General features: G+C 69.7%; 23 protein-coding genes. 14 read left to right on the top strand and 9 right to left on the bottom strand.

What is annotated here, in order from left to right:
• Positions 1 to 2 precede the first annotated feature (2 nt).
• Positions 3 to 1,577 (top strand): DHA2 family efflux MFS transporter permease subunit, encoded by a 1,575-nt coding sequence (locus EDC34_RS03950; RefSeq protein ID WP_425477445.1) that lies wholly within the window; start codon positions 3 to 5, stop codon positions 1,575 to 1,577.
• 108 nt (positions 1,578 to 1,685) lie between these two features.
• Here the strand turns inward: EDC34_RS03950 and hrpB are convergent, their stop codons facing one another.
• Positions 1,686 to 4,184: an ATP-dependent helicase HrpB gene (hrpB, locus tag EDC34_RS03945; protein WP_114959594.1), complete on the bottom strand. Its 2,499-nt coding sequence runs from the start codon at positions 4,182 to 4,184 to the stop codon at positions 1,686 to 1,688.
• Positions 4,185 to 4,390: 206 nt separating this feature from the next.
• Here hrpB and EDC34_RS03940 point away from each other — a divergent pair, with 206 nt between their 5' ends.
• Positions 4,391 to 5,197 carry a TatD family hydrolase gene (locus tag EDC34_RS03940; RefSeq protein WP_114959444.1) on the top strand — a complete coding sequence of 269 codons (807 nt, stop codon included), beginning with the start codon at positions 4,391 to 4,393 and terminating at the stop codon, positions 5,195 to 5,197.
• 58 nt (positions 5,198 to 5,255) lie between these two features.
• On the opposite strand, the gene EDC34_RS03935 is transcribed toward EDC34_RS03940, so the two are convergent.
• From EDC34_RS03935 to EDC34_RS03925, 3 genes are all read right to left on the bottom strand, one after another.
• A complete protein-coding gene (locus EDC34_RS03935; protein ID WP_132982848.1) occupies positions 5,256 to 5,936 on the bottom strand; it encodes a hypothetical protein in 681 nt (226 codons plus the stop codon).
• A 69-nt stretch (positions 5,937 to 6,005) separates the two neighbouring features.
• Complete coding sequence (locus tag EDC34_RS03930; protein ID WP_114959446.1) at positions 6,006 to 6,776, bottom strand: ABC transporter permease; 771 nt, start codon at positions 6,774 to 6,776, stop codon at positions 6,006 to 6,008.
• Complete coding sequence (locus EDC34_RS03925) at positions 6,773 to 7,717, bottom strand: ABC transporter ATP-binding protein (RefSeq protein ID WP_114959447.1); 945 nt, start codon at positions 7,715 to 7,717, stop codon at positions 6,773 to 6,775. The genes EDC34_RS03930 and EDC34_RS03925 overlap by 4 nt, the downstream gene beginning before the upstream one ends.
• Positions 7,718 to 7,848: 131 nt before the next feature.
• On the opposite strand from EDC34_RS03925, the gene EDC34_RS03920 reads away from it, so the two are divergent.
• The 7 genes from EDC34_RS03920 (at position 7,849) to EDC34_RS03895 (ending at position 13,248) form a co-directional block, all read left to right on the top strand.
• Complete coding sequence (locus EDC34_RS03920; protein WP_114959595.1) at positions 7,849 to 8,571, top strand: FAD-binding oxidoreductase; 723 nt, start codon at positions 7,849 to 7,851, stop codon at positions 8,569 to 8,571.
• Positions 8,572 to 8,707: 136 nt separating this feature from the next.
• Complete coding sequence (locus tag EDC34_RS12220; RefSeq protein ID WP_162797667.1) at positions 8,708 to 8,878, top strand: hypothetical protein; 171 nt, start codon at positions 8,708 to 8,710, stop codon at positions 8,876 to 8,878.
• A gap of 4 nt (positions 8,879 to 8,882) precedes the next feature.
• The gene (locus EDC34_RS03915) at positions 8,883 to 9,479 is read left to right on the top strand and encodes a hypothetical protein (RefSeq protein WP_114959448.1); all 597 of its coding nucleotides are present in this window, start codon (positions 8,883 to 8,885) and stop codon (positions 9,477 to 9,479) included.
• Positions 9,480 to 9,489: 10 nt separating this feature from the next.
• Positions 9,490 to 9,687: a helix-turn-helix transcriptional regulator gene (locus tag EDC34_RS03910; RefSeq protein ID WP_114959449.1), complete on the top strand. Its 198-nt coding sequence runs from the start codon at positions 9,490 to 9,492 to the stop codon at positions 9,685 to 9,687.
• A 45-nt stretch (positions 9,688 to 9,732) separates the two neighbouring features.
• A complete protein-coding gene (locus EDC34_RS03905; protein WP_114959450.1) occupies positions 9,733 to 11,277 on the top strand; it encodes an alpha/beta fold hydrolase in 1,545 nt (514 codons plus the stop codon).
• A 25-nt stretch (positions 11,278 to 11,302) separates the two neighbouring features.
• A complete protein-coding gene (locus EDC34_RS03900; protein WP_114959451.1) occupies positions 11,303 to 12,058 on the top strand; it encodes an ABC transporter ATP-binding protein in 756 nt (251 codons plus the stop codon).
• Entirely contained in the window at positions 12,055 to 13,248 is a 1,194-nt protein-coding gene (locus EDC34_RS03895; RefSeq protein WP_114959452.1) for an ABC transporter permease, read from the top strand. Before EDC34_RS03900 ends, EDC34_RS03895 begins: the two co-directional genes overlap by 4 nt.
• A 93-nt stretch (positions 13,249 to 13,341) precedes the next feature.
• Here EDC34_RS03895 and EDC34_RS03890 read toward each other — a convergent pair whose 3' ends face one another.
• The 5 genes from EDC34_RS03890 to rpmH all read right to left on the bottom strand — a co-directional run bounded on the left by EDC34_RS03890 (position 13,342) and on the right by rpmH (position 18,212).
• Positions 13,342 to 14,379 carry an energy transducer TonB gene (locus EDC34_RS03890; protein WP_114959453.1) on the bottom strand — a complete coding sequence of 346 codons (1,038 nt, stop codon included), beginning with the start codon at positions 14,377 to 14,379 and terminating at the stop codon, positions 13,342 to 13,344.
• 88 nt (positions 14,380 to 14,467) lie between these two features.
• Positions 14,468 to 15,808, bottom strand: coding sequence for a tRNA uridine-5-carboxymethylaminomethyl(34) synthesis GTPase MnmE (gene mnmE / locus EDC34_RS03885; protein ID WP_114959454.1), 1,341 nt, complete (start codon positions 15,806 to 15,808; stop codon positions 14,468 to 14,470).
• A 69-nt stretch (positions 15,809 to 15,877) separates the two neighbouring features.
• Positions 15,878 to 17,518 carry a membrane protein insertase YidC gene (yidC, locus tag EDC34_RS03880; RefSeq protein ID WP_114959455.1) on the bottom strand — a complete coding sequence of 547 codons (1,641 nt, stop codon included), beginning with the start codon at positions 17,516 to 17,518 and terminating at the stop codon, positions 15,878 to 15,880.
• Positions 17,515 to 18,027: a ribonuclease P protein component gene (gene rnpA, locus EDC34_RS03875; RefSeq protein ID WP_114959456.1), complete on the bottom strand. Its 513-nt coding sequence runs from the start codon at positions 18,025 to 18,027 to the stop codon at positions 17,515 to 17,517. Before rnpA ends, yidC begins: the two co-directional genes overlap by 4 nt.
• A 44-nt stretch (positions 18,028 to 18,071) precedes the next feature.
• Entirely contained in the window at positions 18,072 to 18,212 is a 141-nt protein-coding gene (gene rpmH, locus EDC34_RS03870; RefSeq protein ID WP_072755073.1) for a 50S ribosomal protein L34, read from the bottom strand.
• A gap of 205 nt (positions 18,213 to 18,417) precedes the next feature.
• Between rpmH and dnaA the strand changes: the two genes are divergently transcribed.
• The 5 genes from dnaA (at position 18,418) to EDC34_RS03845 (ending at position 26,087) form a co-directional block, all read left to right on the top strand.
• On the top strand, positions 18,418 to 19,743 hold the full coding sequence (gene dnaA, locus EDC34_RS03865) for a chromosomal replication initiator protein DnaA (RefSeq protein WP_114959457.1): 1,326 nt from the start codon (positions 18,418 to 18,420) through the stop codon (positions 19,741 to 19,743).
• A gap of 252 nt (positions 19,744 to 19,995) precedes the next feature.
• On the top strand, positions 19,996 to 21,096 hold the full coding sequence (gene dnaN, locus EDC34_RS03860) for a DNA polymerase III subunit beta (RefSeq protein ID WP_114959458.1): 1,101 nt from the start codon (positions 19,996 to 19,998) through the stop codon (positions 21,094 to 21,096).
• Positions 21,097 to 21,184: 88 nt separating this feature from the next.
• Positions 21,185 to 22,279 (top strand): DNA replication/repair protein RecF, encoded by a 1,095-nt coding sequence (gene recF / locus EDC34_RS03855; RefSeq protein WP_114959459.1) that lies wholly within the window; start codon positions 21,185 to 21,187, stop codon positions 22,277 to 22,279.
• A gap of 111 nt (positions 22,280 to 22,390) precedes the next feature.
• The gene (gene gyrB / locus EDC34_RS03850) at positions 22,391 to 24,853 is read left to right on the top strand and encodes a DNA topoisomerase (ATP-hydrolyzing) subunit B (RefSeq protein WP_114959596.1); all 2,463 of its coding nucleotides are present in this window, start codon (positions 22,391 to 22,393) and stop codon (positions 24,851 to 24,853) included.
• Positions 24,854 to 24,968: 115 nt separating this feature from the next.
• The gene (locus EDC34_RS03845; RefSeq protein ID WP_132982847.1) at positions 24,969 to 26,087 is read left to right on the top strand and encodes a tetratricopeptide repeat protein; all 1,119 of its coding nucleotides are present in this window, start codon (positions 24,969 to 24,971) and stop codon (positions 26,085 to 26,087) included.
• Positions 26,088 to 26,178: the final 91 nt, after the last annotated feature.

The following is a 26,178-nucleotide window of genomic DNA, read 5'->3' as shown; positions in this document are numbered from 1 at the left end:
CCGTGGCCGCCGCCGCCACCGACGCCGCGCCGATGCCGGTGCCGGCGATCCCCAAGCCGCCCCTGCGCGGCGGGGCGCTGGCGCTGCTCACGCTGGCGATCGCGCTGTCCACCTTCATGGAGGTGCTGGACATCACCATCGTCAACGTGTCGGTGCCGACCATTGCCGGCAGCCTGAGCGTGGGCGTGTCCGAAGGCACCTGGGCGATCAGCTCCTACTCGCTGGCCAGCGCGATCGTGCAGCCGCTGACCGGCTGGCTGGCGCGCCGCTTCGGCGAGGTGCGCACCTTCACCGCCTCGGTCACCCTGTTCGTGGTGTTCTCGATCCTGTGCGGGTTCGCCGCGAGCATGCCGATGCTGGTGCTGTTCCGGCTGCTGCAGGGGCTGGTGTCGGGGCCGATGGTGGCGCTGTCGATGACCCTGCTGCTGGCCAACTACCCCAACGAGAAGAAGGGGATGGCACTGGCGCTGTGGGCGATGACGGTGATCGTGGCACCGATTTTCGGGCCGATCCTGGGCGGCTGGATCACCGACAACTATTCCTGGCACTGGATCTTCTTCATCAACGCGCCGGTCGGGCTGCTGGCGGCGCTGGTGGTGTGGACCCTACTGCGCGACCGCGAGACCCCGATCCAGAAGGTGCCGATCGACCGCATCGGGCTGGCGCTGTTGGTGATCGGGGTGGGCTCGCTGCAGTTCATGCTCGACAACGGCAACGACAAGGACTGGTTCAGCTCGCCGCTGATCACCACGCTCGGGATCGTCGCGCTGGTCTGCCTGACCTTCTTCGTGGCCTGGGAGCTGACCGACAAACACCCGGTGGTGGACCTGTCGCTGTTCAAGCAGCGCAATTTCCGGGTCGGCGTGATCGCGCTCTCGGTCGGCATGTTCGGCTTCTTCGGCATCAACGTGATCTACCCGCTGTGGCTGCAGACCACGTTGGGCTACACCGCCGAATGGGCCGGCCTGGCGACCGCGCCGGTCGGCATCCTTGCGGTGTTCTTCTCGCCGCTGGTCGGGCGCATGATCGGCAAGGCCGACCTGCGGATCATGGTCAGCTTCGCGTTCCTGGTGTTCGCCTTCACCACCCACTGGTTCTCCACCTTCACCGCGCAGGCCAGCTTCGGCCAGCTGATCTGGCCGCGCCTGATCCAGGGCATGGGGGTGGCGTTCTTCTTCATCCCGCTGAACCAGATCATCCTGTCGGGGCTGCCGCAGCACGAGATCGCCAGCGCCTCGGGGCTGTCCAACTTCTTCCGCACCATCGCCGGCAGCATTTCCACCGCGGTCTCGGTGACCCTGTGGCAGCACCGCGCCGACTACCACCATGCGGTGCTGACCGAACACGTCACCAGCGCGCGGCCGCCGGCGGAACAGTGGCTGGGCACGCTGCAGGGCGTGGACATGGGCCAGGCGCAGGCGCTGTCGCTGACCGACCAGGTGATCAACCTGCAGGCGTTCACGCTGGCGGTGAACGACCTGTTCCTGCTGTTCTCCGGCCTGTTCGTGGCGATGATCGTGCTGGTGTGGTGGGCCAGGCCGCCGTTCGGCAGCGCCGGGGGCGCGCCGGGGCATTGAGCCGCTGCGCCCGCCGATGGCGGGTGCGGCGCGCTTGTTGCTACTCGCGCGCGTTCGTGGTTCGACAGGCTCACCACGAACGGGGGTGCCGTCGCGATGGCGCGATGATCAGGTCCCGCGCGGCTTGGCGCGGTGGGTGGCGGTGGCGCTCCACGGATCGTCCGGCCACGGGTGGCGCGGGTAACGGCCCTTCATTTCCTTCTTGACCTCGGGATAGGTGCGCTCCCAGAACCCGCGCAGGTCCTGGGTCACCTGCAGCGGGCGGCCGGCGGGCGAGAGCAGATGCAGGGTGAGCGGCACGCGGCCATCGGCGATACGCGGGGTGTCGGCCAGGCCGAACAGTTCCTGCAATTTCACCGCCAGCACCGGCGGCGCTGGCGTGCCGTCGGCCTCCAGCGCGTACGCGATGCCGCGCTGCATGCCGGACGGCACCGCGATGCGGGTCGGCGCGAGTTGATCGAGGCGCGAACGCAGCGCCCATTCCAGCCGGCCCTGCAACGCCGCGGCCAGCTCTTCGGATGTGAGCGCATCCAGCCGGGTCTTGCCGGCGAAGGCAGGCGTCAGCCAGTCCTCCAGCGTCGCCAGCAGCGCGGCGTCGGAGACATCCGGCAGCCCCAGCTCCGGCATCCATGCGCGCAGGCACTGCACGCGGCTATGCCACTGCGCCAGCGCCTCGCTCCACGGCAACACGCACAGGCCGAGCTCGCGCACGGCCTCGGTCAACCCGCGCGCGGCCCGCGCCGGATCGACCCGGCCGGCGGATTTGACCGCCAGCACGATGCCGTCGAAGCGGGCGATGCGCTCGCTCACCAACGCGCGCCGCTCGGCGTCCCAGCGCACCTCGTCGGCCTCGGAGAATTGCGCAGCGAAGTCGCGCCGCAGTGCGGCCTCGTCCACCGGCGCGCCGCGCAGCAGCAGGGCGTCCCTGGCCTCCAGGCGCAGCTCGCTGGCCACCAGCCACGGCTCGCCGTACAGCGCCGAATCCTCCAGCAGGCGCGCGCTGCGCCCGTTCGCCAGCAGATAGCGGCGCGCATCCTGCGGATGCTGACGGGCGATGCGGTCGGGAAACGCATGCGCCAGCAGGTCGCCCAGCGCATGCGCCGGTGCCGCGGCGGGCGGCGCAGCCTCGCAGCGCAGGCGCCGCCACCACTGCCGGGCCGCGGCATCGATCGCCGCCAGCGCGCTGCGGCTGGCCTCGGGCGGGCTGCGTCCGGTGCGGAACGCAGCCAGCGCCTGCCAGCGCGCGGCCAATGCATCGGAACGGCTGCGCAGCGGGTCGCGCGCTTCCAGCAGTGCGGCCAGATCGCAGGCCAGCGCGACCTGCTCGGGAGTGTCGGCGGCCAGCAGCATCGCGGCCAGGCGCGGATGGGTGCCCAGCGCGAGCATGCGCCGGCCGCGCGCAGTGATGGCGCCGCCGGCCTCCAGCGCGTCCAGGCGGCGCAGCAAGTCGCGCCCGGCCGCCAGCGCGCCGGGCGGCGGCGGATCCGGGAAACGCAGGTCGCTGCTGCCCCAGGCCGCCAGCTCCAGCGCCAGCGGCGCCAGGTCCAGCTGCGCGATCTCCGGCCGGCGCTGCGGTTCCAGCCGTTGCGAGGCCGGCCACAGGCGATACGCCCAGCCTTCGGCCACGCGCCCGGCGCGGCCGGCGCGCTGGTCGGCGCTGGCCTGCGAAATGGCCACCACCTCCAGCCGCGAAAAGCCGCTGTTGGGATCGAAACGCGGCTCGCGCGCCAACCCGCTGTCGATCACCACGCGCACCCCCGGCAGGGTGACGCTGGATTCGGCCACGTTGGTCGCCAGCACCACCCGGCGGCGGCCGTCGGGCGCCGGCTGCAGCACGCGCGCCTGCTGCTCGACCGGCAGCTCGCCGTGCAGCGGCGATACCTCGGCATCCACGGCCGCCTGCGCCAGCAGCGCCCCGACCTTGGCGATCTCGCGCTGGCCCGGCAAGAACACGAGGACATCGCCCGGATGCGCTCTGAGCGCCTGCTCGACCGCGCGCCGCACCTGGTGCTCCAGCGCCTCGTCGCGGCGCGCCGGGAAGTGCGCGATCTCCACCGGGAAGCTGCGCCCCGCGCTGGCCAGCCGCGGCGCATCGAGAAAAGCCGCCAGCTGCGCGCCGTCCAGCGTGGCCGACATCACCACCAGCCGCAGGTCGTCGCGCAGGCCGGCCTGCACGTCCAGGGCGAGCGCCAGGCCGAGGTCGCCGGCCAGGTGACGCTCGTGGAATTCGTCCAGCAGCAGCGCGCCCACGCCCTCCAGCAGCGGATCGTCCTGCAGCATGCGGGTGAGGATGCCCTCGGTCACGACCTCGATGCGGGTGGCCGGCCCTGTCTTGTTCTCGAAGCGGATGCGGTAGCCCACGGTCTGCCCGACCGCTTCCCCCAACTGCTGCGCCATGAAGCCGGCCGCCGCGCGCGCGGCGACGCGACGCGGCTCCAGCATCACGATCTTGCGCCCCTGCAGCCACGGCGCATCGAGCAACGCCAGCGGCACCTGGGTGGTCTTGCCCGCGCCCGGCGGCGCCTCCAGCACCAGCCGCGGATGCGCCTCCAGCGAAGCGAGGAGGTCGGGCAGCAGGGGGGCAATGGGGAATGCGGCGGTACTCACCTGCAAAGGATACGGGAGCATGGCTCCCTGCTTCGGGTGGGCCGTGCGCCGTCGGCGGGGTGCGCTTCGCCGCGCAGGCTCCGCATCCAGCTTCGATGCGCGGCCGCGCGCCATCCTTGGCGCGCTCGAAACGCACCCCGCCGCCGACGCACGGCATGGCGGCGTTTACTTCCAGGCGTCGCGGGCACTCTCGCTAAAATCGCACCATGCAACTCATCGACATCGGCCTGAACCTCAGCCACGACAGCTTCGACCGCGACCGCGACGCGGTCTGGCAGCGCGCGCGCGACGCGGGGGTGGCGCACGCCATCCTCACCGGCGCCAGCCGCGCGCATAACCCGAAAGTGCTGGCGCTGGCGCGCAGCCGGCCGGGCGAATGGTTCGCCACCGCCGGCGTGCATCCACACCACGCGGTCGAATACACCGAGGAATGCGATGCCGAACTGCACGCGCTGCACGCGCACCCCGAGGTGGTGGCGGTGGGCGAATGCGGGCTGGACTACTTCCGCGATTTCTCGCCGCGCCCGGCGCAACGGCGCGCGTTCGAACGCCAGCTGCAACTGGCCGCTGACCTTGCCGCCGCCGGCAATCCCAAACCGCTGTTTTTGCACCAGCGCGACGCCCACGCCGACTTCCTGGCGATGATGCGGGCCTTCGAGGGCCGGATCGGGCCGGCGGTGGTGCACTGCTTCACCGGCAGCCGCGAGGAATTGTTCGACTACCTCGACCGCGACTGGCACATCGGCATCACCGGCTGGCTGTGCGACGAACGCCGCGGCCAGCACCTGCGCGAACTGGTGCGCAACATCCCCGCGCAGCGGCTGATGGTGGAGACCGACGCGCCTTACCTGCTGCCGCGCACGCTCACGCCGATGCCGAAGGACCGCCGCAACGAACCGGCATTCCTGCCGCATATCGTGGCCGAGCTGGCGCGCGACCGCGGCGAGGCAGTCGAAGTGACCGCCGCGGCGACCACCGCCACCGCCCGCGCGTTCTTCCGCCTGCCGGCCTGACCCCGGACACGAAAACGCCCGGCCGGAGCCGGGCGCCATCGTCCGCGACGAACGACCGTCAGGACTTCGCCGGCGCCTCCGGCAGGGGGCCCTCCGCCACCAGCAGCGCGCCGCGATCGTTGTTGCTCTGGAACACGATCCAGATGGCCTTGTCGGCACGGCGGATGACATAGGTATCGGCGTCGCTGTCGTACGAGTAGGCGCTCTGCATGCGAATGAACTCCTGCGAGAAGTCGCCCAGCGCTTTCTCGTTCGCCTTGTAGGTCGCCTCGTCGAAGCTGCGTTCGGTCAGGCGCACGCCACCCAGCGCTTCGATCGCCTGCTGGAGGTTCTTGCGCACTTCGAACTTGGAGTAGGTCTTGCCATCGACGTTGTCGATCGCATCGCTGAACACCTTGCCTTCCACCCACAGCAACTGGCCGCCGGTCCAGACCGGCACGCGGGCCAGGTCCTTGGTGCGCGAGGCCAGATCATCGGCATAGCTGAACTGGTAGCCGGCCGGCAGCACGACGTACGGCCAGGCCGGCAGCGCGGCCGTACTCACCGGGATGGCGTTGATGTCAAAAGCCACCGCAGCCGGCGCAGGCGTGGCCGCCGGCGCGGAGGCGGGCGTCGCAGGCTGCTCGGCCGTGGTGGCCGCAGGCGCCGCGTCCACAGGCGCGGCGGCGTCCTGCTTCTTGGCACAGCCGGCCAGGGTCACGCCCAGGGCCAGCACCAGCATTGCGTTTCTCATCGGCATCGCATCGGCTCCATGTCGGGGGAATGAAGGCGCGGAGTGTAAGCGATGGCAGGACGCCACGCGGGTGATTCAGTGGCGCAGCCCGACCCCGCGCTGGAGCAGCCACAGGCCGAGTGCGGCGAGCGCCACCGCGAAGCCCAGCATCAGCGCGAAGGCCACGCCCAGCGGCACGTCGGAGACGCCCAGCAGGCCGTAGCGGAAGGCATTGACCATGTAGAAGATCGGGTTGAGGTGGGTGGCGGCCTCGGCCCAGCCGGGCAGCAGCTTGACCGAATAGAACACGCCGCCGAGGTAGGTCAGGGGAGTGAGGATGAAGGTCGGCACGATCGCGATGTCGTCGAACTTCTTCGCATACACCGCGTTCACGAACCCGGCCAGCGAGAAGATGATCGCTCCCAGCAGCACCGAGCCGATGGTCACCAGCGGATGCGGCACGTGCACGTGGGTGAACAACATGGCGATGCACAGCACGATGCCACCCACCATCAGCCCGCGCAGCACGGCGCCGGCCACGTAGCCGCCCAGGATCACCCAGTTGGGCATCGGGCTGACCAGCAGCTCCTCGACATGGCGGCCGAACTTGGCGCCGAAGAACGAGCTGCTGATGTTGCCGTAGCTGTTCTGGATCACGCTCATCATCACCAGCCCGGGGACGATGAACTCCATGTAGCGGATGCCGTCCATGGTGCCGACGCGCGAGCCGATCAGGCCGCCGAAGATCAAAAAGTACAGGGTCATGGTGATCGCCGGCGGCATCAGGGTCTGGCCCCAGATGCGCAGGATGCGGGCCACTTCCCGGCGCACGATGGTGCCCAGGGCAACGAGGTTCGGATTACTCACGCCGGGGCTCCTTCACGGGCGGTCATGCGGACGAACAGCTCCTCCAGCCGGTTGCTCTTGGTACGCATCGAGCACACCCGGATACCGGCGGCATCGAAGGCGGCGAAGACGCGGTTGAGATCCATCGCGCGCGGCATGTCCAGCTCCAGGGTATGCGCGTCCACCGCCACCAGGGTGGCGCCCTCGATCGCGGGCAGGGTGGCGGGCAGTGCGTCCTCGACATCGAACAGGAAGCCCTCCACGTCGAGTTTGGCCAGCAGCGACTTCATCGGCCCCTGCTCAACGATGCGGCCGTGGTCGATGATGGCGAGGTTGCGGCACAGGCTCTCGGCTTCCTCCAGGTAGTGCGTGGTGAGGATGATGGTGGTGCCGGCGGCGTTGATTTCCTTCAGCGTCTTCCACATGCCGCGGCGGATCTCGATGTCCACCCCGGCGGTGGGCTCGTCCAGGATCAACAGCTTCGGCGCGGTCATCATCGCGCGCGCGATCATCAGCCGGCGCTTCATGCCGCCGGACAGGGTGCGGCTCATCTTGTCCGCCTTGTCCCACAGCTGGGCCTCTTTGAGCACCTGCTCGGCACGCGCCAGCGCCTGCCCGCGCGGCACGCCATAGAAGCCCGCGTAGTTCACGCAGATGTCCAACGGCTTTTCGAACATGTTGAAGTTGAATTCCTGCGGCACCAGGCCGATCAGGCGCATCGCCGCGCTGCGGTCGGCGTCGATGTCCACGCCGAATGCCTGCACGGAACCCGAGGTCTTGTTGACCAGCGAGCTGATGATGCCGATCAGGGTGCTCTTGCCGGCGCCGTTGGGGCCGAGCAGGGCATAGAAATCGCCGGGCGCCACGTCCAGGCTGACGCCTTTCAGGGCTTCGACGCCATTGTCGTAGGTCTTGCGCAGGTCGCGCACGCGCAGCGCGGGCGCAGCGGGATCGACGGTCATGGGTAGCCTCGTGCGCGGAGGGTCGCGCGGGAAGCCGTTAGTATAGGCAGCCCCGTGGCTCCACCCCCGCCACGCACTGTTGCATCGCCGTGGCCATCGCCCATTTCCCGCTCAAGCTCGTCGCCCGCCGCATGATCGCGCCGACCGTGGCGCACCTGTCGTTCGAACGCGACGACGGCCAGCCATTGCCCTGCATCCCCGGGCAGTTCATCCAGATCCACTTCCAGTACGCCGACGGCACCCCCGCGCGGCGCAGCTATTCGATCGCGGTCGGGCGCGCGCTGGACGCCGCGCCGGATGCGCGGGTGGAAATCGCCGTCAGCTACGTGCCGGGCGGTGCCGCCACCGCGCTGTTCGAGGCGCTGCCGATCGGCGCCACGCTGGACGCCAGCGGGCCGTTCGGCCGTTTCTGCCTGCTGCCCCAGGATGCCAACCGCCGCTACCTGCTGATCGGCACCGGCACCGGCATCACCCCATACCGGGCGATGCTGCCGCAACTGGAGCGCCTGATGGCCGAACGCGGCGTGGAAGTCGTGCTGCTGCAGGGCGCGCGCACCCCGGCCGAGCTGCTGTATGGCGATGAGTTCCGCGCCTTCGCCGAGGCCCATCCCGGCTTCCGCTACTTGCCTTGTTTCTCGCGCGAGCTGCCGGCCGACGGCTCACCGCAGGCCCACCCCGACGTGCGCCACGGCTACGTGCAGAACGTGCTGCCGGAACTGGCGCCCGACCCGGCCGGCGACATCGCCTATCTGTGCGGCAACCCGGACATGGTGGATGCGAGCTTCGAGGCGTTGAAGACGGTGGGGCTGCCGGTGCCGATGATCCGCCGCGAGAAATACGTCAGCAACAAGTGACCTAGGCGGCGGATCCCCCGCCACGCGCTCACGCACGCGGCGCTCGGTGGCGGCGGCCATCCATGTAAAGGACGCTTGACAAGTGGCCCAAGGCCGCCGTATCGTCGTGTCAAGCATCCTTGACATGAGGTGGCGCATGACCCAGCAAGACCCGAAGCCGCTGCGCGGCGCCGGCATCGCGTTCCTGGGTGCCGGCGTGGCGTTCTCGGCCGCCGCGCTGGCCGCCGGGCAGACCGCCTTCATCGGCGTGGCCACTGCCTTCATCGCGCTGGGCGTGGTGTTCCTCGCCCGTTCGCGCCGGGGTTGAGCCGATGACCCTGCGCCGCTGGATGTGGATCTTCGTCGCGATCGCGCTGGGCTGTCTGGCCCTGGCCGGCGCCGGCCGCTGGTGGTTGCGCTGGCCGGACACGGCGGTCGGGATGTGGGCCGGGATCGGCGCCGGCTACCTGTTGGGCGCGGCGCTGCTGGCGCTGGTGCCGCGCTGGTGGCGCCAGCACTGCGACGACATGTACGCGCAGCCGGCCGGGCGCCGCTACCTGCGCGCGCTGTGGCCGATCATGGTGGCCTATTCCCTCACGTTGTTCCTATCGCTCTGGCTGCTGAAGCGCGGGATCGATGCCGTCCCGCTGCGCGCGGGGGTGGCCGTGCTGCCCGCGTTGCCGATCGCGCTGCTGATGCGCGCGGCGTTGCGCTACCTGCGCGAGATCGACGAACTGCAGCGGCGCATCGAGACCGAGGCCATCGGCATCGCCAGCCTGCTGGTGGCGCTGCTGTACTTCGCCGGCGGCCTGCTGCAGAAGGCGAAGGTCATCGATCTCGATGCCGCCGCCGCGATGATCTGGGTGTTCCCGCTGCTGTGCGCCACCTACGGCATCGCCAAGATGGTGCTGGCCAGGCGCTACCTGTGAGGCCCGCACGGTGAACAACCGCCTGCGCGAGCTGCGCGAACACCAGGGCTGGTCGCAGGCCGAGCTGGCGCAGCGGCTGGAGGTCTCACGGCAGACCGTCAACGCGCTGGAGACGGGCAAGTACGACCCGTCGCTGCCGCTGGCGTTCCGCATCGCGCGCCTGTTCGACTGCCGGATCGAAGACGTGTTCCTGCCCGATGCGCCCTGATCCCGCCCCTTCCTTCCACCGCGTCCCTCCCGCGAGGTCGTCCCGATGAACTCCCGCAAGACCCGATTCGTGCTGGCCGCCGCGATCGCCGCCGCGATCCTCGGCTACAAGGCCCTGCAACCCAAGCCCGGGGACGCCGATGCCGCGCCCGCCGCCGGTGCGCCGGCCCCGGTGGCCGCGGCCAAGCCGGTGATGCTGGGCAGGATCCCGTTCACCCCGTGCACGCTCAGCGCGCCGATGAGCAAGGACAGCCTGGAGGCGCTGTGCGGCACCTATGCGGTGCCGGAGGACCGCGCGCATCCGGACGGGCGCAAGGTCACGCTCAACATCGCGTGGCTGCAGCCGACCGCCAATGGCGAGCAGCAGCCTGACCCGGTGTTCTTCCTCGCTGGCGGGCCCGGGCAGTCGGCGGTGCAGAGCTACCCGCCGCTAGACCCAGTGTTCCGCGACATCCGCAAGCAGCGCAGCGTGCTGCTGATCGACCAGCGCGGCACCGGCAAGTCCAATCTGCTGACCTGCCAGCCCCCGGAGGACGATGCGGACACCATGTTCTCGACGTCGGCGATGCAGGCCCAGGCCGCCGCCTGCGCGGCCACGCTGTCGAAGAAGGCCGACCTGCGCTTCTACACCACCACCGACGCGGTGGCCGACCTCGATGCGGTGCGCCAGGCGATCGGCGCGCGCCAGGTGAACCTGGTCGGCGTGAGCTACGGCACCCGGGTCGCGCAGCAGTACGCGATGCGCCATCCGCAGGCCACCCGCAGCATCGTGCTGGATTCGGTGGTGCCCAATGCCCTGGGCCTCGGCAACATCTTCGCGCGCAACCTCGACGATGCGCTGGCATTGCAGTTCGGCCTGTGCAGCAAGGACCCGGCCTGCAAGGGCCGGCTGGGCGATCCGCGCGCCGAGCTCGACACCCTGCTGGCGCACCTGCGCGCGCAGCCGGTGACGGTGGACTACCGTGACGCCCGCAGCGGCGAACGCAAGCAGGGCGTGCTGCGCGCCGAGACCGTGGCCGGGCTGGTGCGGATGTACGCCTACATGCCGCTGGCCGCCGGCCTGCTGCCGCTGCTGATCCACGAGGCCAACGCCGGCCACTACGACGGCCTGATGGCGCTGGCGCGGATGCTCTCCGGCGGCATGCAAGACGCGATGGCGATGGGCATGCAGCTGTCGGTGGTGTGCAGCGAGGACGCCAGCAGCATGGTCGCGCGCGCCGACGATGCCGGCACCGTGCTCGGCAACCAGATGGCCGAGGGCATGGCGGCGATGTGCAAGGTGTGGCCGAAGGGCCGGGTGCCGGACGATTTCCACCAGCCGCTTTCCACCGCCGTGCCGGCACTGGTGCTGGAGGGCGAATTCGACCCGGTGACCCCGCCGCGCTACGGCCGCGAGGTGGTGCAGAGCCTGCCGAACGGGCGCCTGTTCGTGCTCAAGGGCCAGGGCCATTCGGTGCTCGGCGCCGGCTGCATGCCGAAGCTGTTCACCCAGTTCATCGAAAAGACCGACGCCAAGGCGCTCGACGGCCGCTGCCTGGACAGCCTGGCGTACCCGGCCCCGTTCCTCGATTACAACGGCGCCGCGCCGTGACCCCCCTTCCGACAGGAGCCTGACCATGATCGTCGCAGAACACCTGCGCAAGACTTTCCCCGGACGGGGCAAGGACAAGACCCCCGTGGTCGCCGTGGACGACGTGGGCTTCACCGCCCGCGACGGCGAGATCACCGGCCTGCTCGGCCCCAACGGCGCCGGCAAGACCACCACGCTGCGCATGCTCTACACCCTGATGGCGCCGGAATCCGGCCGGGTGCTGGTGGACGGCATGGACGTGGCCGCCGACCCCGCGCAAGTCCGCCACCGCCTAGGCGTGCTGCCGGACGCGCGCGGCGTGTACAAGCGCCTGACCGCGCGCGAGAACATCGCCTACTTCGGCAAGCTGCATGGGCTGGATGCCGCCACCATCGCCAGCCGCACCGCCAGGCTCGCGCAGGCGCTGCAGATGGAGGATTTCCTCGACCGCGCCACCGAAGGCTTCTCGCAGGGCCAGCGCACCAAGACCGCGATCGCACGCGCGCTGGTGCACGACCCGAAGAACGTGATCCTCGACGAGCCCACCAACGGCCTCGACGTGATGACCACCCGCGGCCTGCGCGGCTTCCTGCGCGAACTGCGCGCGGAAGGCCGCTGCGTGATCTTCTCCAGCCACATCATGCAGGAGGTCGCCGCGCTGTGCGATCGCATCGTGGTGATCGCGCAGGGCCGGGTGGTGGCGCAGGGCACGCCCGATGAACTGCGCGCTGCCACTGGGCAAGCCAACCTCGAAGACGCTTTCGTCACGCTGATCGGCAGCGAGGAGGGCCTGCACGCATGAACACGCCCTCCTTCTTCGCCACCCTGTTGACGGTCGCCGCCAAGGAATGGCGCGACTTCGCGCGCGATCGCCGCACCTTCTTCCTCAGCCTGCTGGTGGCACCGCTGCTGTACCCGCTGCTCTTCCTCGGCATCGGCAAGCTCACCCAGCTGCGCGCCGAGACCCAGCTGGAAAAGCCCCTGAGCGTGCCGGTACTCGGGATCGAGCGCGCCCCGAACCTGATGAAGTTCCTGGCCAGCTACGGCATCGATACCAAACCCGCGCCTGCCGACATCGAGGCGCGCGTGCGCGCGCAGCAGGAGGACCTGGCGCTGGCCGTCGATCCCGGCTTCGCCGAGGACTGGCGCGCCGGCAAGCCCGCGAAGATCGACATCATCACCGACACCACCCGCCGCAACGGCGACGTGAAGGTGGCGCGGGTGAGCAAGGTGCTGGAAAGCTACGGCGCCGGGGTCGGCGCGCTGCGCCTGCTGGTGCGCGGGATCGACCCGGCGATCGCCACCCCGCTGCACGTCGGCACCCGCGACATGGCCACCCCGGAAGCCAAGAACAGCCAGTTCATGGCGGTGCTGCTGCCGATGATCCTGACCATCTTCGCCTTCATCGGCGGTGCCCATCTGGCGATGGACACCACCGCGGGCGAACGCGAGCGGCAGTCGCTGGAGCCGCTGCTGGCCACGCCCGCACCGCGCGGCGCGCTGGTGGGCGGCAAGATGCTGGCCGCGACCGCGCTGGGGCTGGCCTCGCTGCTGCTGATCCTGGTCTCGTTCAAGGTCTCGGCCACCCTCGCCAGCGGCATGGCCAAGCAGATGGACGTGAGCGTCCTGGCGATGGGCAAGCTGCTGCTGACCCTGCTGCCGCTGGTGCTGATCGGCACCGCGCTGATGACCGCGCTGGCCGCGGGCGCCAAGAGCATGAAGGAGGCGCAGAGCCATATCATGTGGCTGATGCTGATGCCGATGCTGCCGGCCTACGGGCTGATGGCCTACCCGCTGAAGGACACCGCGGTCTGGCAGTACGCGGTGCCGTTCCTGGCGCAGAACCAGCTGATCCAGAAGATCACCCGCGGCGAGTCGGCCTCGATGACGCAGTGGGGGCTGTACCTGGCCTGCTCATTGGCGCTGGCGGCGCTGCTGTGGGCGTTGGCGGTGTGGCGCTACCGCCAGGAGAAGCTGGCGATCTCGGCCTGAAGCCGCTCGCGCGTCGCTCGCGAAAAAGCCCGGCGCATGCCGGGCTTTTTCGTGTCCATCGCACCGCAGGGCGCGCCCGCGGTGTGCACATGCTTACTGCTCGAACGCGATCGTGCGCCGGCTGGTGACCGCCTGGTTCACCGGCTGGAAGCGCCAGCGCTTGACCGCGGCCAGCGCCTCGCGCTCGAAATCGCGCTGGAACTGGCGCGGCACGTCGCTGGACACCACCCGCGCGCTGGTGACGCTGCCATCGGTGCCGACGGTGTATTCCACCTGCACCGAGCCGCTGGCGCCGGCACGCTGGGCCGCCGGCGGGAACTTCGGCCCCGGCAGGCTGACCGGGCGCAGTTCATTGCCACCGGCCGCGGCCGCAGGACGCGGCGCGGCGGCGGCAGGTGCAGCCTGCTGCGCGGCGGCCTGTTGCTGGCGCTGGCGCTCGGCTTCGGCCGCCGCCGCCTGCTGCTGGCGCTGGCGTTCAGCCTCGGCCTCGGCCGCGGCCTGCTGCTGGCGCTGCTGCTCGGCGGCGGCCTGCTGCTGGCGCTGTTGCTCCTGCAGCTTCTTCTGGTCTTCCTCACGCTGCTTGGCCAGCTCGGCCTTGCGCTTGGCCTCTTCCTCGGCGCTCAGGGTCTGGGCCTCGGCGCGCTTCTTGGCCGTCGCCTCGGCGCCCGCGATGCCCGCCTTCAGCCGCCCCAGCGCCGGGTGGTTGGGATCGGCCTTGCCGATCAGGGCCACCAGCCGCTTGGCTTCGTCGACGTCGTCGCGGGCCACTGCCTGGTCGGCGGCGATCACCGCCATCGGCAGCAGGTCGCTGAGCGCGCTGGCGGCACCGGCATTGGCCGGCTGCTTGTCGCGCAAGGCCAGGTAGTACTCCATGGCGTTGTTGCCAGCCGGCGCGTACAAGCGGTTCTCGTTGTACGCCTTGCTGGCGGCTTCGCGCAGCTCGTCCGCGCCCATCGCGGAGACCGAGGCCGCCACCACCGATTCCGGGGCGGGTGCCTTGGCGGCCGTCGGTGCGGCCTGCGGGCCGGCCGTGGTTGCCTCGTCCTTCTTGCAGCCGGCCAGCGCCACCGCGACCGCCACTGTCAACGCGACCGGCACCAACCCCCGGTGCCGCTTGTTGCTTGCAGACATGTTCTCGATTCCCCTGTGGAGATGCTCCCAATTCCACGATAGCACGCGGCAGCGGCGCCAGCTTGTCAAGCCGCAGGCGCGTCCGCGCTCACTTTCCGATGCAGAAGCTGGCGAAAATGTGACCGAGTAGCGCATCCGCGTCCACCCGCCCACCGATCTCGCCGAGGCTGGCGTGCGCCGCTGCCAGGGCCTCGGCCGCCAGTTCCAGGCGTTCGTGCGCGAGCTCCGTGCCGGCCTGGCGCAGCCCCGCCTGCGCACGCGCCAATGCGTCCACGTGGCGCGCGCGCGCGGAGAACGCGCCGTCGCCACCACCCGCGCCGGCCAGCGCCGCCAGCCGCGCGTGCAGCGCGGGCAGCCCGGCACCGGTCTGCGCCGAGACCGCCAGCGCATCCGCGCCGAGCGCGGGCACCTGCGGCAACAGGTCGACCTTGTTGTATATCCACAACACCTGCGGCACCGCCGCCAGATCGGCGGCGACCGCCGCGCGCCCGGCCTCGGGTTCGCGCGCATCCAGTACCACCAGCGCCAGGTCCGCGCGCGCCAATTCAGCCCGCGCGCGGCGGATGCCCTCGGCCTCGATCGCATCGCCGGCGGCTTCACGCAGCCCGGCAGTATCCACCAGCGTGAGTTCCACGCCGTCGATGCGCACGGTTTCCTGCAGCAGGTCGCGGGTGGTGCCGGCGATGTCGGTGACGATCGCGCGCGCACTGCCGGCCAGCGCGTTCAGCAGCGAACTCTTGCCGGCATTCGGCGGCCCCACCAGCACCGCATGCAGGCCGTCGCGCAGGCGGCGGCCGCGTTCGGCTTCGTCCCGGAGCGCGGCCAATTCGCCCGCGGCCTGCTCCAGCGCACGCCGCAGGGCCTCGCCGCCGAGGGTGTCCAGCGGTTCGTCGGCGAAATCGATCGCGGCCTCGACCTGCACCCGCAGGCCCAGCACGGCGGCCATCACGGCCTCGACCCGGCGCGAGAACACGCCGTCCAGCGAGCGCCGCGCCGCGCGCGCGGCCTGCAGGTCGGCGGCGGCGATGAGGTCGGCGATCGCCTCGGCCTGGGCTAGGTCCAGCTTGCCGTTGAGGAAGGCGCGCTGGCTGAATTCGCCCGGCCCGGCCTGCTGCGCGCCCAGCGCCACACAGCGCGCCACCAGCGCCCGCAGCAGCACCGGGCTGCCGTGCGCCTGCAGTTCCACCACGTCCTCGCCGGTGAAGCTGGCCGGGGCGCGGAAATACAGCGCGATGCCGTCGTCAATCACCGTGCCATCGGCGTCCAGGAAGCGCACGTGGTGGGCATGGCGCACCCGCAGGGGGCGTGCGCAGACGGTTTCCGCGATCGCCTTCGCGCGCGGGCCCGACAGGCGCACGATCCCCACCCCGCCCGCGCCCGGCGCGCTGGCGATGGCGACGATGGTGTCGTGGCCGGCGGCGGCGTTCATCGCGGCATGATCGCAGAAACGCATGGACCCGCCGCGCGGCGGGTCCATGCAGGGTGCGCGGCGCGCAGGTCAGGCGGCCTTGGCCGGCTCCTCGGCGAAGCGCTTGGTGTTCCACCACTGCTGCAGCATGCCCAGCGCGCCGTTGGTGACCCAGTACAGCACCAGGCCGGCGGGGAAGAAGGCGAACATCACCGCCATCACCAGCGGCATCATCTGCATCATCTTCTTCTGCATCGGGTCCATGCCGACCATCGGCGTCATCCGCTGGGTCAGGAACATGATCGCGGCGTTGAGCAGCGGCAGGATGAAGTAGGGATCGCGCGCGGTGAGGTCGCTGACCCAGCCGACGATCCACGGCGCCTGACGCAGCTCGACCGCCTCCAGCAGCACGTAGTACAGCGCAAGGAACACCGGCATCTGGATCAACACCGGCAGGCAGCCACTGGCCGGATTGATCTTTTCCTTCTTGTAGAGATCCAGCATCGCCATCTGTAACTTCTGCTTGTCGTCGCCGTAGCGCTCCTTGAGCTGCTCGATGCGCGGCTGGAACCTGCGCATCTTGGCCATCGACTTGTACTGCGCCGCCGACAGCGGGTACAGCACCAGCTTGATCAGCACCACCAACAGCACGATCGCCCAGCCCCAGTTGTCGGTCAGCTTGTGCAGCTGGGTCAGCAGCCAGTGGATCGGCTTGGAGAGCACGGTGAAGATGCCGTAGTCCATGGCCAGGCCCAGGCCCGGCGCGGTGGCATCGAGCTTGTCGGCCAGCTTGGGGCCGACCCACAGGGTGGCCTCGCTTTGGAAGCGCTGGCCGGGGGCCAGGGTGATCGCCGGGCCACGTGCGCTGATGCTGTACAGCGCGCCTTTTTCGCCCAGCGTGTACAGCGCAGGCTGGTCCGGCTGTGGCACCCAGGCGGCAAGGAAGTAATGCTGCGACAGCGCGACCCAGCCGCCGGTCACCTGCTGGTCGAGCGGGCCGTCCTTGGTGAAGTTCGGATACTTGCGCTTCTTGTATTTGTCCTGCGGGCTGTACCAGGCCGCGCCGCTGAGGCTGAAGGACTCCGGATTGGTGAAGCCGCTCTTGACCACCGGCGGGACGCGCTCGAGGCGGCGGTCGATGTCGCCGCTCCACGGGCTGGCGCCGGCGTTCACCACTTCATCGCGCACGTGCAGCGCGTAGCTGCCGCGCGCCAGGGTGAAGGTGCGCTGCACCTGCACGCCGCCCGCATCGCCGGCCAGGAACACCGCCTGCACCGCCGGCTGTCCGGGGGCCAGCGCGATCGCGCGCGCCGGGGCCTGCGGGCGCCAGGCCAGCTCGCGCCCGTGGGCATCGCGCCAGAGCGCCTCGGCCGCGAAGAAGCTGGTCGGGTCGGCATCGAACAGCACCACCGGCGGGCTGCCCGCCTCGCGGCTCTGCGGATACTTCAGCAGTTCGGCATGGGTCACCGCGCGGCCGTCCAGCACCAGCGCCAGCACGTCGTTGCGCAGCTGCACGCTGACCGGGGCCGGAGCCGCCACGCTGGTTGCAGCGGGGGCGGACGCGGCGGGCGTCGCGGCCGGGATCGCAGGCACCGCGGCCCCAGTCGCGCTCGCGGTGGCCGCCGGGACTGCGGCCGGCGCGGCCTCCTGCGGCGGCGTGCCCCATTCGCGCCAGAGCAGGAAGGCCACCATCAGCCAGGCGGCAAGCAGGAAGGTGCGGGTCTGGTTCATTCGTCAGCCGTCTCGGGGCCGCGCACGCGCGCAGCCGGATCAATGGGGGGGTGGGAGGACGTCGCGGCCGGCATTGTGCCGACCGCGGCCGGTACGGGCAACGCACCGGCCCGGCGCAGCAGACGCTGCAGGGTGGCACGCAGGGTCGCCGCATCGGCCTGCGCCGCGCCGCGACGGGCGACGATCACATAGGCGCCGGGGCGCAGCTGCGGGCGCAGCTGGCGGAAGGTTTCGCGCAGGGCGCGCTTGATCCGGTTGCGACCGACCGCACGCGGGTCCACCTTGCGCGAAACCGCCAGCCCCAGCCGCGCGGGCGCGGCGTCTTCCAGCCAGTGCAGCGCGAGGTCGGGCTCGGCCTTGCGCGTGCCGGCCTCGAACACGCGCGCGAACTCGGCCTTGGCGCGCACCCGCGCCGCGCGCGGGAACCCGCGGCAAGGGCGTTCGACAGACGCGACGACGCCGGCATCCTGCGCGGAGGCCGGCGTCGAAGGTGTTGCGGGCGCGGTCATCGGATTCCGGCGCAAGGCCGGAGACGGCCTTGCGGCCGCGTGGGTCAGACCGTCAGGCGATGACGGCCCTTGGCGCGGCGGCGGGCCAGCACCTTGCGGCCGTCGGCCGTTTTCATACGGGCGCGGAAACCGTGGTCACGCTTGCGCTTGAGGTTGCTGGGCTGGTAGGTGCGCTTGGTCGCCATGGCGGGCCTGCTTGCTTTGTTTCAACGGAAAAGACCGCCAATGATAGCGGCCGTCCCGACGCGGCGCAAGCCGGCCTGTCGCGGCACCCGGCCCCACGGGGTTTTGCTCGGCCCGGGGCGATGCTAGTCTGGCGCATTCCCCGACCTTATCCACAGGCGCTCCACAGGCGCCTGGTCCGTTCCCGTTTTCGAGACCCGCCCGCGCATGGATGTTTGGCCCACCTGCCTGCAACGCCTGGAATCCGAACTGCCGCAGGAGGACGTGCTGGCCTGGCTGCGCCCGCTGCAGGCCGCCCAGGAGGGCGATGGCTTGGTGCTGTACGCGCCCAACATCTTCGTGCGCGACGAGGTGCAGTCGCGCTTCCTGCCGCGCATCCGCGAACTGGCCCGCCATTACGGCGGCAATACCGAGGTGCTGCTGGACATCGGCGCCCCGCGCCGCGCGGTGGCCCCGGTGCAGGCCGCCGCGGCCAGCGCGGCCCGGCCCGCCCCGGCGGCGGCGCCGTTCCAGGGCAACGTGGACCTGCACTACACCTTCGACAACTTCGTGGAAGGCCGCAGCAACCAGCTGGCGCGCGCCGCCGCCTGGCACGCGGCGCAGAAGCCGGGCGACCGCGGGCACAACCCGCTGCTGCTGTACGGGGGCACCGGCCTCGGCAAGACCCACCTGATGCACGCGGCCGGCAACGAGATGCGCCGGCTCAACCCCGAGGCGCGGGTGCTGTACCTGCGCTCCAACACGTTCTACGACGCGTTCTTCCGCGCCCTGCAGGAAAAGAGCACCGACCAGTTCAAGCGCCAGTTCCAGAAGATCGATGCGCTGCTGATCGACGACATCCAGTTCTTCGCCGGCAAGGACCGCACCCAGGAGGAGTTCTTCCACACCTTCAACGCCCTGTTCGAGGGGCGCCAGCAGATCATCCTGACCTGCGACCGCTATCCGCGCGAGGTGGACGGGCTGGAGCCGCGGCTGAAGTCGCGCCTCGGCTGGGGGCTGTCGGTGGCGATCGATCCGCCGGATTTCGAGACCCGCGCGCAGATCGTGCTGGCCAAGGCGCGCGAGCGCGGCGCGGTGATCCCGGACGAGGTGGCCCAGCTGATCGCCAAGAAGATGCGCAGCAACGTGCGCGAGCTGGAAGGGGCGATCAACAAGCTGACCGCCCAGGCCGGCCTGCTGGGCCGCGCGGTGACCATCGAGTTCGCCCAGGAGACCCTGCGCGACCTGTGGCGGGCGCAGCAGCAGTCGATCAGCATCCCCAACATCCAGAAGGCCGTGGCAGACTACTACGGGCTGCAGCTGCGGGAGATGCTGGGGAAGAAGCGCAACCGATCGCTGGCCCGTCCGCGCCAGATGGCGATGGCACTGGCCAAGGAACTGACCGAACACAGCCTGCCGGAAATCGGGATGGCGTTCGACGGCCGCGACCACACCACGGTGCTGCACGCCTGCCGCCAGATCCGCACCCTGATGGAAAGCGATGCCAAGCTGCATGAAGATTGGGAAAAGCTGCTGCGCAAACTCAGTGAGTGAACCCGGGAGAAGCTGTGGACAACCTGCGGGCAGCCGCGATCCGCAAAACGATCCACAGCTTTTCCCCTTGCTCGAACAGGCTTTTGCAGTGCGTTTCTGTCCAAGAATTCAATAGCAAAAACAATGAGTTGAACCACTTATCCCGGGATTTTCCGGACACCAGCTCCACCCCGTTTTCAGATTTATCACCATTTTCAGAAGCAGGAGCAGCCCGCCTGCCCCGCTTCCCAACCGATCGGCCGAGGGGTCCACATGCGGTTTTCCCTGCAACGCGAAGTGCTGCTCAAGCCGTTGGCGCAGGTCGTCAACGTCGTCGAACGCCGGCATACCTTGCCGGTCCTGGCCAACCTGCTGGTGCGGATCCAGGCCGGCGTGCTCTCGATGACCGGCACCGACCTGGAGGTGGAGATGGTGGCCCGCACCAGCGTGGATGACGCGGTGGACGGGGAAATCACCATTCCCGCGCGCAAGTTCTTCGAGATCGTGCGCTCCCTTCCGGACGGCAGCCGGGTCACCGTGTCCCAGAGCGGCGACAAGGTCGGCGTGCAGGCCGGCCGCAGCCGCTTCAGCCTGTCCAGCCTGTCGGCGAACGATTTCCCGGCGCTGGACGAGGTAGATGCGAGCGAGCGCGTGACCATCCCCGAGGCGGCCCTGAAGGAGTTACTGGAACGCACCGCGTTCGCGATGGCCCAGCAAGACGTGCGTTACTACCTCAACGGCCTGCTGTTCGACCTGCGCGAGAACGCGTTGCGCTGCGTGGCCACCGACGGCCACCGCCTGGCGCTGTGCGAGACCGCACTGGAAACCGGGCACGGCGGCAGGCGCCAGATCATCGTTCCGCGCAAGGGCGTGCAGGAATTGCAGCGCCTGCTGGAAGGCGGTGATCGCCAACTGGAGCTGGAAGTCGGCAAGGGCCACCTCCGCATCAAGCGCGACGACGTGACCTTCACCAGCAAGCTGATCGACGGCAAGTTCCCGGATTACGAAGCGGTGATCCCGATCGGCGCCGACCGTGAAGTGAAGGTGGACCGCGAAGCCCTGCGCGCCGCGTTGCAGCGCGCGGCCATCCTGTCCAACGAGAAATACCGCGGCGTGCGCCTGGAAGTGATGCCGAACCTGCTGAAGATCAGCGCACACAATCCCGAGCAGGAGGAGGCACAAGAGGATGTGGAGGCCGAGACCGCCGTGGACGGGCTGGCAATCGGGTTCAACGTCACCTACCTGCTGGAGGCGCTGACCGCGCTGCGCGACGAGTACGTCGTGATCCAGATGCGCGATGCCAATTCCTCCGCCCTGGTGCGCGGCGCCGAAAGCCAGCATGCGCGGCACGTGGTCATGCCCCTGCGGCTGTGATGCTGCACGTGTTCCACGTGGAACTTGGCTTCCGACGCCCGGCTTCGACCGGGCGTCGCCGTTTTGATGCCCGTCGCCCGGGCACGCCATGCTGATCCGCCAGCTGCGCGTGGAGGGCCTACGCCGGTTCGATGACGCCCGCTTCGCGCCGCAGCCGGGATTCAACCTCATCACCGGCGACAATGGCAGCGGCAAGACCAGCCTGCTCGAGGCCCTGCACCTGCTGGCGCATGCCCGCAGCTTCCGCGGCCGGGTCCGCGACGGCCTGATCCGGCAGGGCGCGCCGGCGCTGCAGGTCTACGTGGAATGGGAGGATGCACAGGGGGCGCCGCGCCGCGCCGGGCTGCGGCACACCGGCAATGCCTGGCAGGCGCGCCTGGACGGGCAGGACGTGGCCCAGCTGGGCGCGCTGTGCGAAGCCCTGGCGGTGGTGACCTTCGAGCCGGGCAGCCATGCGCTGGTCGATGGCAGCAGCGAGGTGCGCCGCCGCTATCTCGATTGGGGCATGTTCCACGTGGAACATGGCTTCCTTCCGCAGTGGCGGCGTTATGCCCGCGCGCTCAAGCAGCGCAACAGCCTGCTGCGGCAGGGCGGGGGGGCGTCGCTGGAGGCCTGGGAGCATGAGCTGGCGCAGGCCGGGGAAGCCATCACCGGCCTCCGCCAGGCCTACGTCGCGGGATTGCAGCCGCATCTGGCGCGCATGCTGCCGCTGCTACTGCCGGCCGCCGGCAGTATCGAACTGGGCCTGCAGCCAGGCTGGAAGCGGCAGGAGCTGGGGCTGGCGGATGCCCTGCTGCTGTCGCGCGAGCGCGACCTGGCGCTGGGGCATACCACGCTGGGGCCGCACCGGGCCGACCTGCGCTTCGTCCTGCAATCGCTGCCGGGGCGCGACGGGCTGTCGCGCGGGCAGGCCAAGCAGCTGGCGCTCGCGCTGCTGCTGGCGCAGGCCGCGCATCTGGCCGAATCCCGCGGGGCTTGGCCGCTGCTGCAGCTGGACGATCTGGGCTCGGAGCTGGACCGACAGCACCAGCGGCGAGTGCTGGCCCTGCTGGCCGATACCGGGGCCCAGGTGCTGGTGACTGGAACCGAGCGGCCGGCGGGCTGGCCGCTGGCCGACCTCCCGGCGGCACTGTTCCACGTGGAACATGGGACGGTGTCCGGGCCGTTGCCCGGCGCCGCCTGAAGTTCGGGCCCGGCCCGCCGGCGTGGCGGGCGGCAGGGTCGGCTATACTGCCGGTTCCTATAGCTAATGTGTCCTGGCGCGCCCGGCGCGCCGCGGGAGTCGAACGCGTCGATGTCGCAGAACGAACAGACCCCGGGCCAGTCGCCCGAAGCCACCCCGAACAGCAACTACGATTCCAGCAAGATCACCGTCCTGCGCGGGCTGGAAGCGGTGCGCAAGCGCCCGGGCATGTACATCGGCGACGTCCACGACGGCACCGGCCTGCACCACATGGTGTTCGAGGTGGTGGACAACTCGGTGGACGAGGCCCTGGCCGGCCACGCCGACGACATCGTCGTCACCATCCATGCCGACGGCTCGGTCAGCGTGTCAGACAACGGCCGCGGCATCCCGGTGGACATCCACAAGGAAGAGGGCGTGTCGGCGGCGGAGGTCATCCTCACCGTGCTGCACGCCGGCGGCAAGTTCGACGACAACAGCTACAAGGTCTCCGGCGGCCTGCACGGCGTGGGCGTGTCGGTGGTCAATGCGCTCTCCAGCAAGCTCACCCTGGACATCTGGCGCGACGGCGGCCACCACCAGCAGGAATACGCGCACGGCGAACCGGTGTATCCGCTCAAGCGGGTCGGCGAGCAGGGTAGCCGGCGCGGCACCACGCTGCGGTTCTGGCCGTCGGCCGAGACCTTCAGCGATGTCGAGTTCCATTACGAGATCCTCGCGCGCCGCCTGCGCGAGCTCAGCTTCCTCAATTCCGGGATCAAGATCACCCTGGTGGACGAGCGCGGCGAGGGCCGCCGCGACGTGTTCCAGTACGAAGGTGGAATCCGCAGCTTTGTCGAGCACCTGGCGCAGCTGAAGACCCCGCTGCACCCGAGCGTGATCTCGGTCAGCGGCGAGCAGAACGGGATCACGGTGGAGGTCGCCCTGCAGTGGACCGACGCCTACCAGGAAACGATGTTCTGCTTCACCAACAATATCCCGCAGAAGGACGGCGGCACCCACCTGCAGGGCTTCCGCGCGGCGCTGACCCGCACCCTGACCAACTACATCGAGCAGAGCGGGATCGCCAAGCAGGCCAAGGTGGCGCTGTCCGGCGACGACATGCGCGAAGGCATGATCGCGGTGCTGTCGGTGAAGGTGCCGGATCCCAGCTTCTCCAGCCAGACCAAGGAAAAGCTAGTCTCCTCGGACGTGCGCCCGGTGGTGGACAGCATCTTCTCCGCCCGCCTCGAGGAGTTCCTGCAGGAACACCCGAACGAGGCCAAGGCGATCGCCGGCAAGATCGTGGATGCCGCCCGCGCACGCGAGGCCGCGCGCAAGGCGCGCGACCTGACCCGCCGCAAGGGTGCGCTGGACATCGCCGGCCTGCCGGGCAAGCTGGCCGACTGCCAGGAAAAGGATCCGGCGCTGTCCGAGCTGTTCATCGTCGAGGGCGACTCCGCGGGCGGCAGCGCCAAGCAGGGCCGCAACCGCAAGAACCAGGCGGTGCTGCCGCTGCGCGGCAAGATCCTCAACGTCGAGCGCGCGCGCTTCGACCGCATGCTGGCCAGCGCCGAGGTCGGCACCCTGATCACCGCGCTCGGCACCGGCATCGGCAAGGACGAGTACAACCCGGACAAGCTGCGCTACCACCGCGTCATCATCATGACCGACGCCGACGTGGACGGCAGCCACATCCGCACCCTGCTGCTGACCTTCTTCTACCGGCAGATGCCGGAGCTGATCGAGCGCGGCCACATCTACATCGGCCTGCCGCCGCTGTACAAGGTCAAGCAGGGCAAGAACGAGCTGTACCTGAAGGACGATGCCGCGCTGGACGCCTACCTCGCCGGCAACGCGGTGGAAGGCGCCGGCCTGGTGCCCGCCGAGGGCGAGCCGGCGATCGAAGGCGCCGCGCTGGAGGGCCTGCTGCTGGCGTTCGCGCGTGCGCGCGAGGCGATCGCCCGCAACGCGCACCGCTTCGATCCGGGCGTGCTGGAGGCGCTGATCGATTTCCTGCCGCTGGATGCCGCCAGTTTGGCCGTGCACGGCGACCTGGATGCGGCGCTGGCCGCACTGGCCTCCCGCCTCAACCAGAGCGGCCTCGGCAAGCCGCGCTACGCACTGCGCTGGCAGGCCGCGCAGGAAGGCCGATCGGCCGCGCTGCTGGTCACCCGCACGCACATGGGCGAGGAGCTCACCCAGGTGTTGCCGCAGGCGTTGTTCGAGCATGGTGAGTTGAAGCCGCTGCGCGATGCCGCCGCCCAGCTGCACGGGCTGGTGCGCGAGGGCGCGCGCATCCTGCGTGGCAACAAGGCACAGCCGATCACCCGCTTTGCCGAGGCGCAGGCGTGGCTGCTCGAGGAAGCCAAGAAAGGCCGCCAGATCCAGCGCTTCAAGGGCCTCGGCGAGATGAACCCCGAGCAGCTGTGGGACACCACGGTGAACCCGGAAACCCGCCGCCTGCTGCAGGTGAAGCTGGAGGATGCGGTGGCCGCCGACGCCCTGTTCAGTACGTTGATGGGGGATGTGGTCGAACCCCGTCGCGAATTCATCGAGGACAACGCGCTCAAGGTCGCCAACCTGGACGTGTGACGCCCCGCCGCGCGGTGTTCCGGCAGGCCATCCGGCACACGTCCGTTCACGCGCGTTTTGCTAGGTTTTCCGTATGCCGCGCCCGGCGCGGCCCCACTATCTCCCGAGGTGCCCCATGCCGCAGATGTCCCGTCAACCGCTCGTGATCGCCCTGTCCGTCGCGCTGGGTGCGCTGACGCTGGCGCCCATGGTGCACGCAGATCCGCAGTCGAGCATGCGCGAGGAGCGTGCCCGCCGCGAAGCCGAGCTGGGCAAGGGCAAGACGACGGCGAAGGCCGAAGCCAAGGCCCCTGATTACCCCAATGCAACCCGCCAGTCGCCCGATGCCAAGGCGTCGCCGAAGGTGATCAAGCAGCTGCAGGCCATGCAGGAACGCTATGAAAAGGACGATTGGGCAGGCGTGATCGCCAAGGCCGAGGAGATCGCCGGCATGTCCGGGGCGAACGCCTACGACAAGTCCTTCGCTTACTCGATGGCCGGCAATGCCGCCGCGAGCATGGATGATCAGGCCAAGGCCGCGGAGTACTTTGCCAAGGCCATTGCAGAGAACGGTCTCGACAACGACAGTCATTACGCCACGATGTACAACCTGGCCGCGACCCAGTACGGCGAGGGCAAGTACGCCGATGCGCTCGCGACCGTCGATCGATTCCTGGCGGAAACCAAATCCGAGAAGCCCGAGCATCTGTCCCTGCGGGCTTCCATCCTGGCCAATCTGGATCGCTACGACGAGGCTGCAGCGATCTACAAGCGGCTGTTCGCGCAGAAGCCGGACGACAAGCGGATGCTGATGAACGCGGTCTCGGTGCTGCAGAGCGCCGAGAAATTCGACGAGGCAAACGCGCTGCTCGGGGATGCCTACAAGCGCGGCATGCTGACCGATCCGCGTGAGTTGCGCGCGCTCTACATTGGGTACATGAATGCCGGCAAGTGGGCCGAGGCGCAGAAGGTGATCGAAGACGGCGTGGCCAAGGGCATCCTGCAACCCGGTCCGGATCTGGCCCGCGACTACCAGATCCTGGCGCAGACCGCCTACGCGAACGACAACATGCCGCTGGCGGTCGAGATGTACAGGCGTGCCGCGCCGATGGCCGCCGATGGCGAGGCCTATCTCAACCTGGCCAAGGTGCTGGACTACACGGGCAAGAAGGCGGAGGCGAAGGAGGCGGCCAAGCAGGCGCTGGCCAAGGGCGTGAAAAAACCCGAGGACGCCAACCGCATCCTGGCGCGTTGAGACGCTGCGCGCATTTTTTACATACGCCAGCGTCGGGGCTTGGAACAAGTCGCCGCGATTGGTATAGACTACGGGATTCCTGCGGCCCACA

Origin of the sequence: Thermomonas haemolytica (assembly GCF_004346265.1) — a bacterium.
Taxonomy (GTDB): domain Bacteria; phylum Pseudomonadota; class Gammaproteobacteria; order Xanthomonadales; family Xanthomonadaceae; genus Thermomonas; species Thermomonas haemolytica.
The sequence above is the reverse complement of the archived record's forward strand: the minus strand, read 5'-3'. Positions and strand labels throughout refer to the sequence as shown.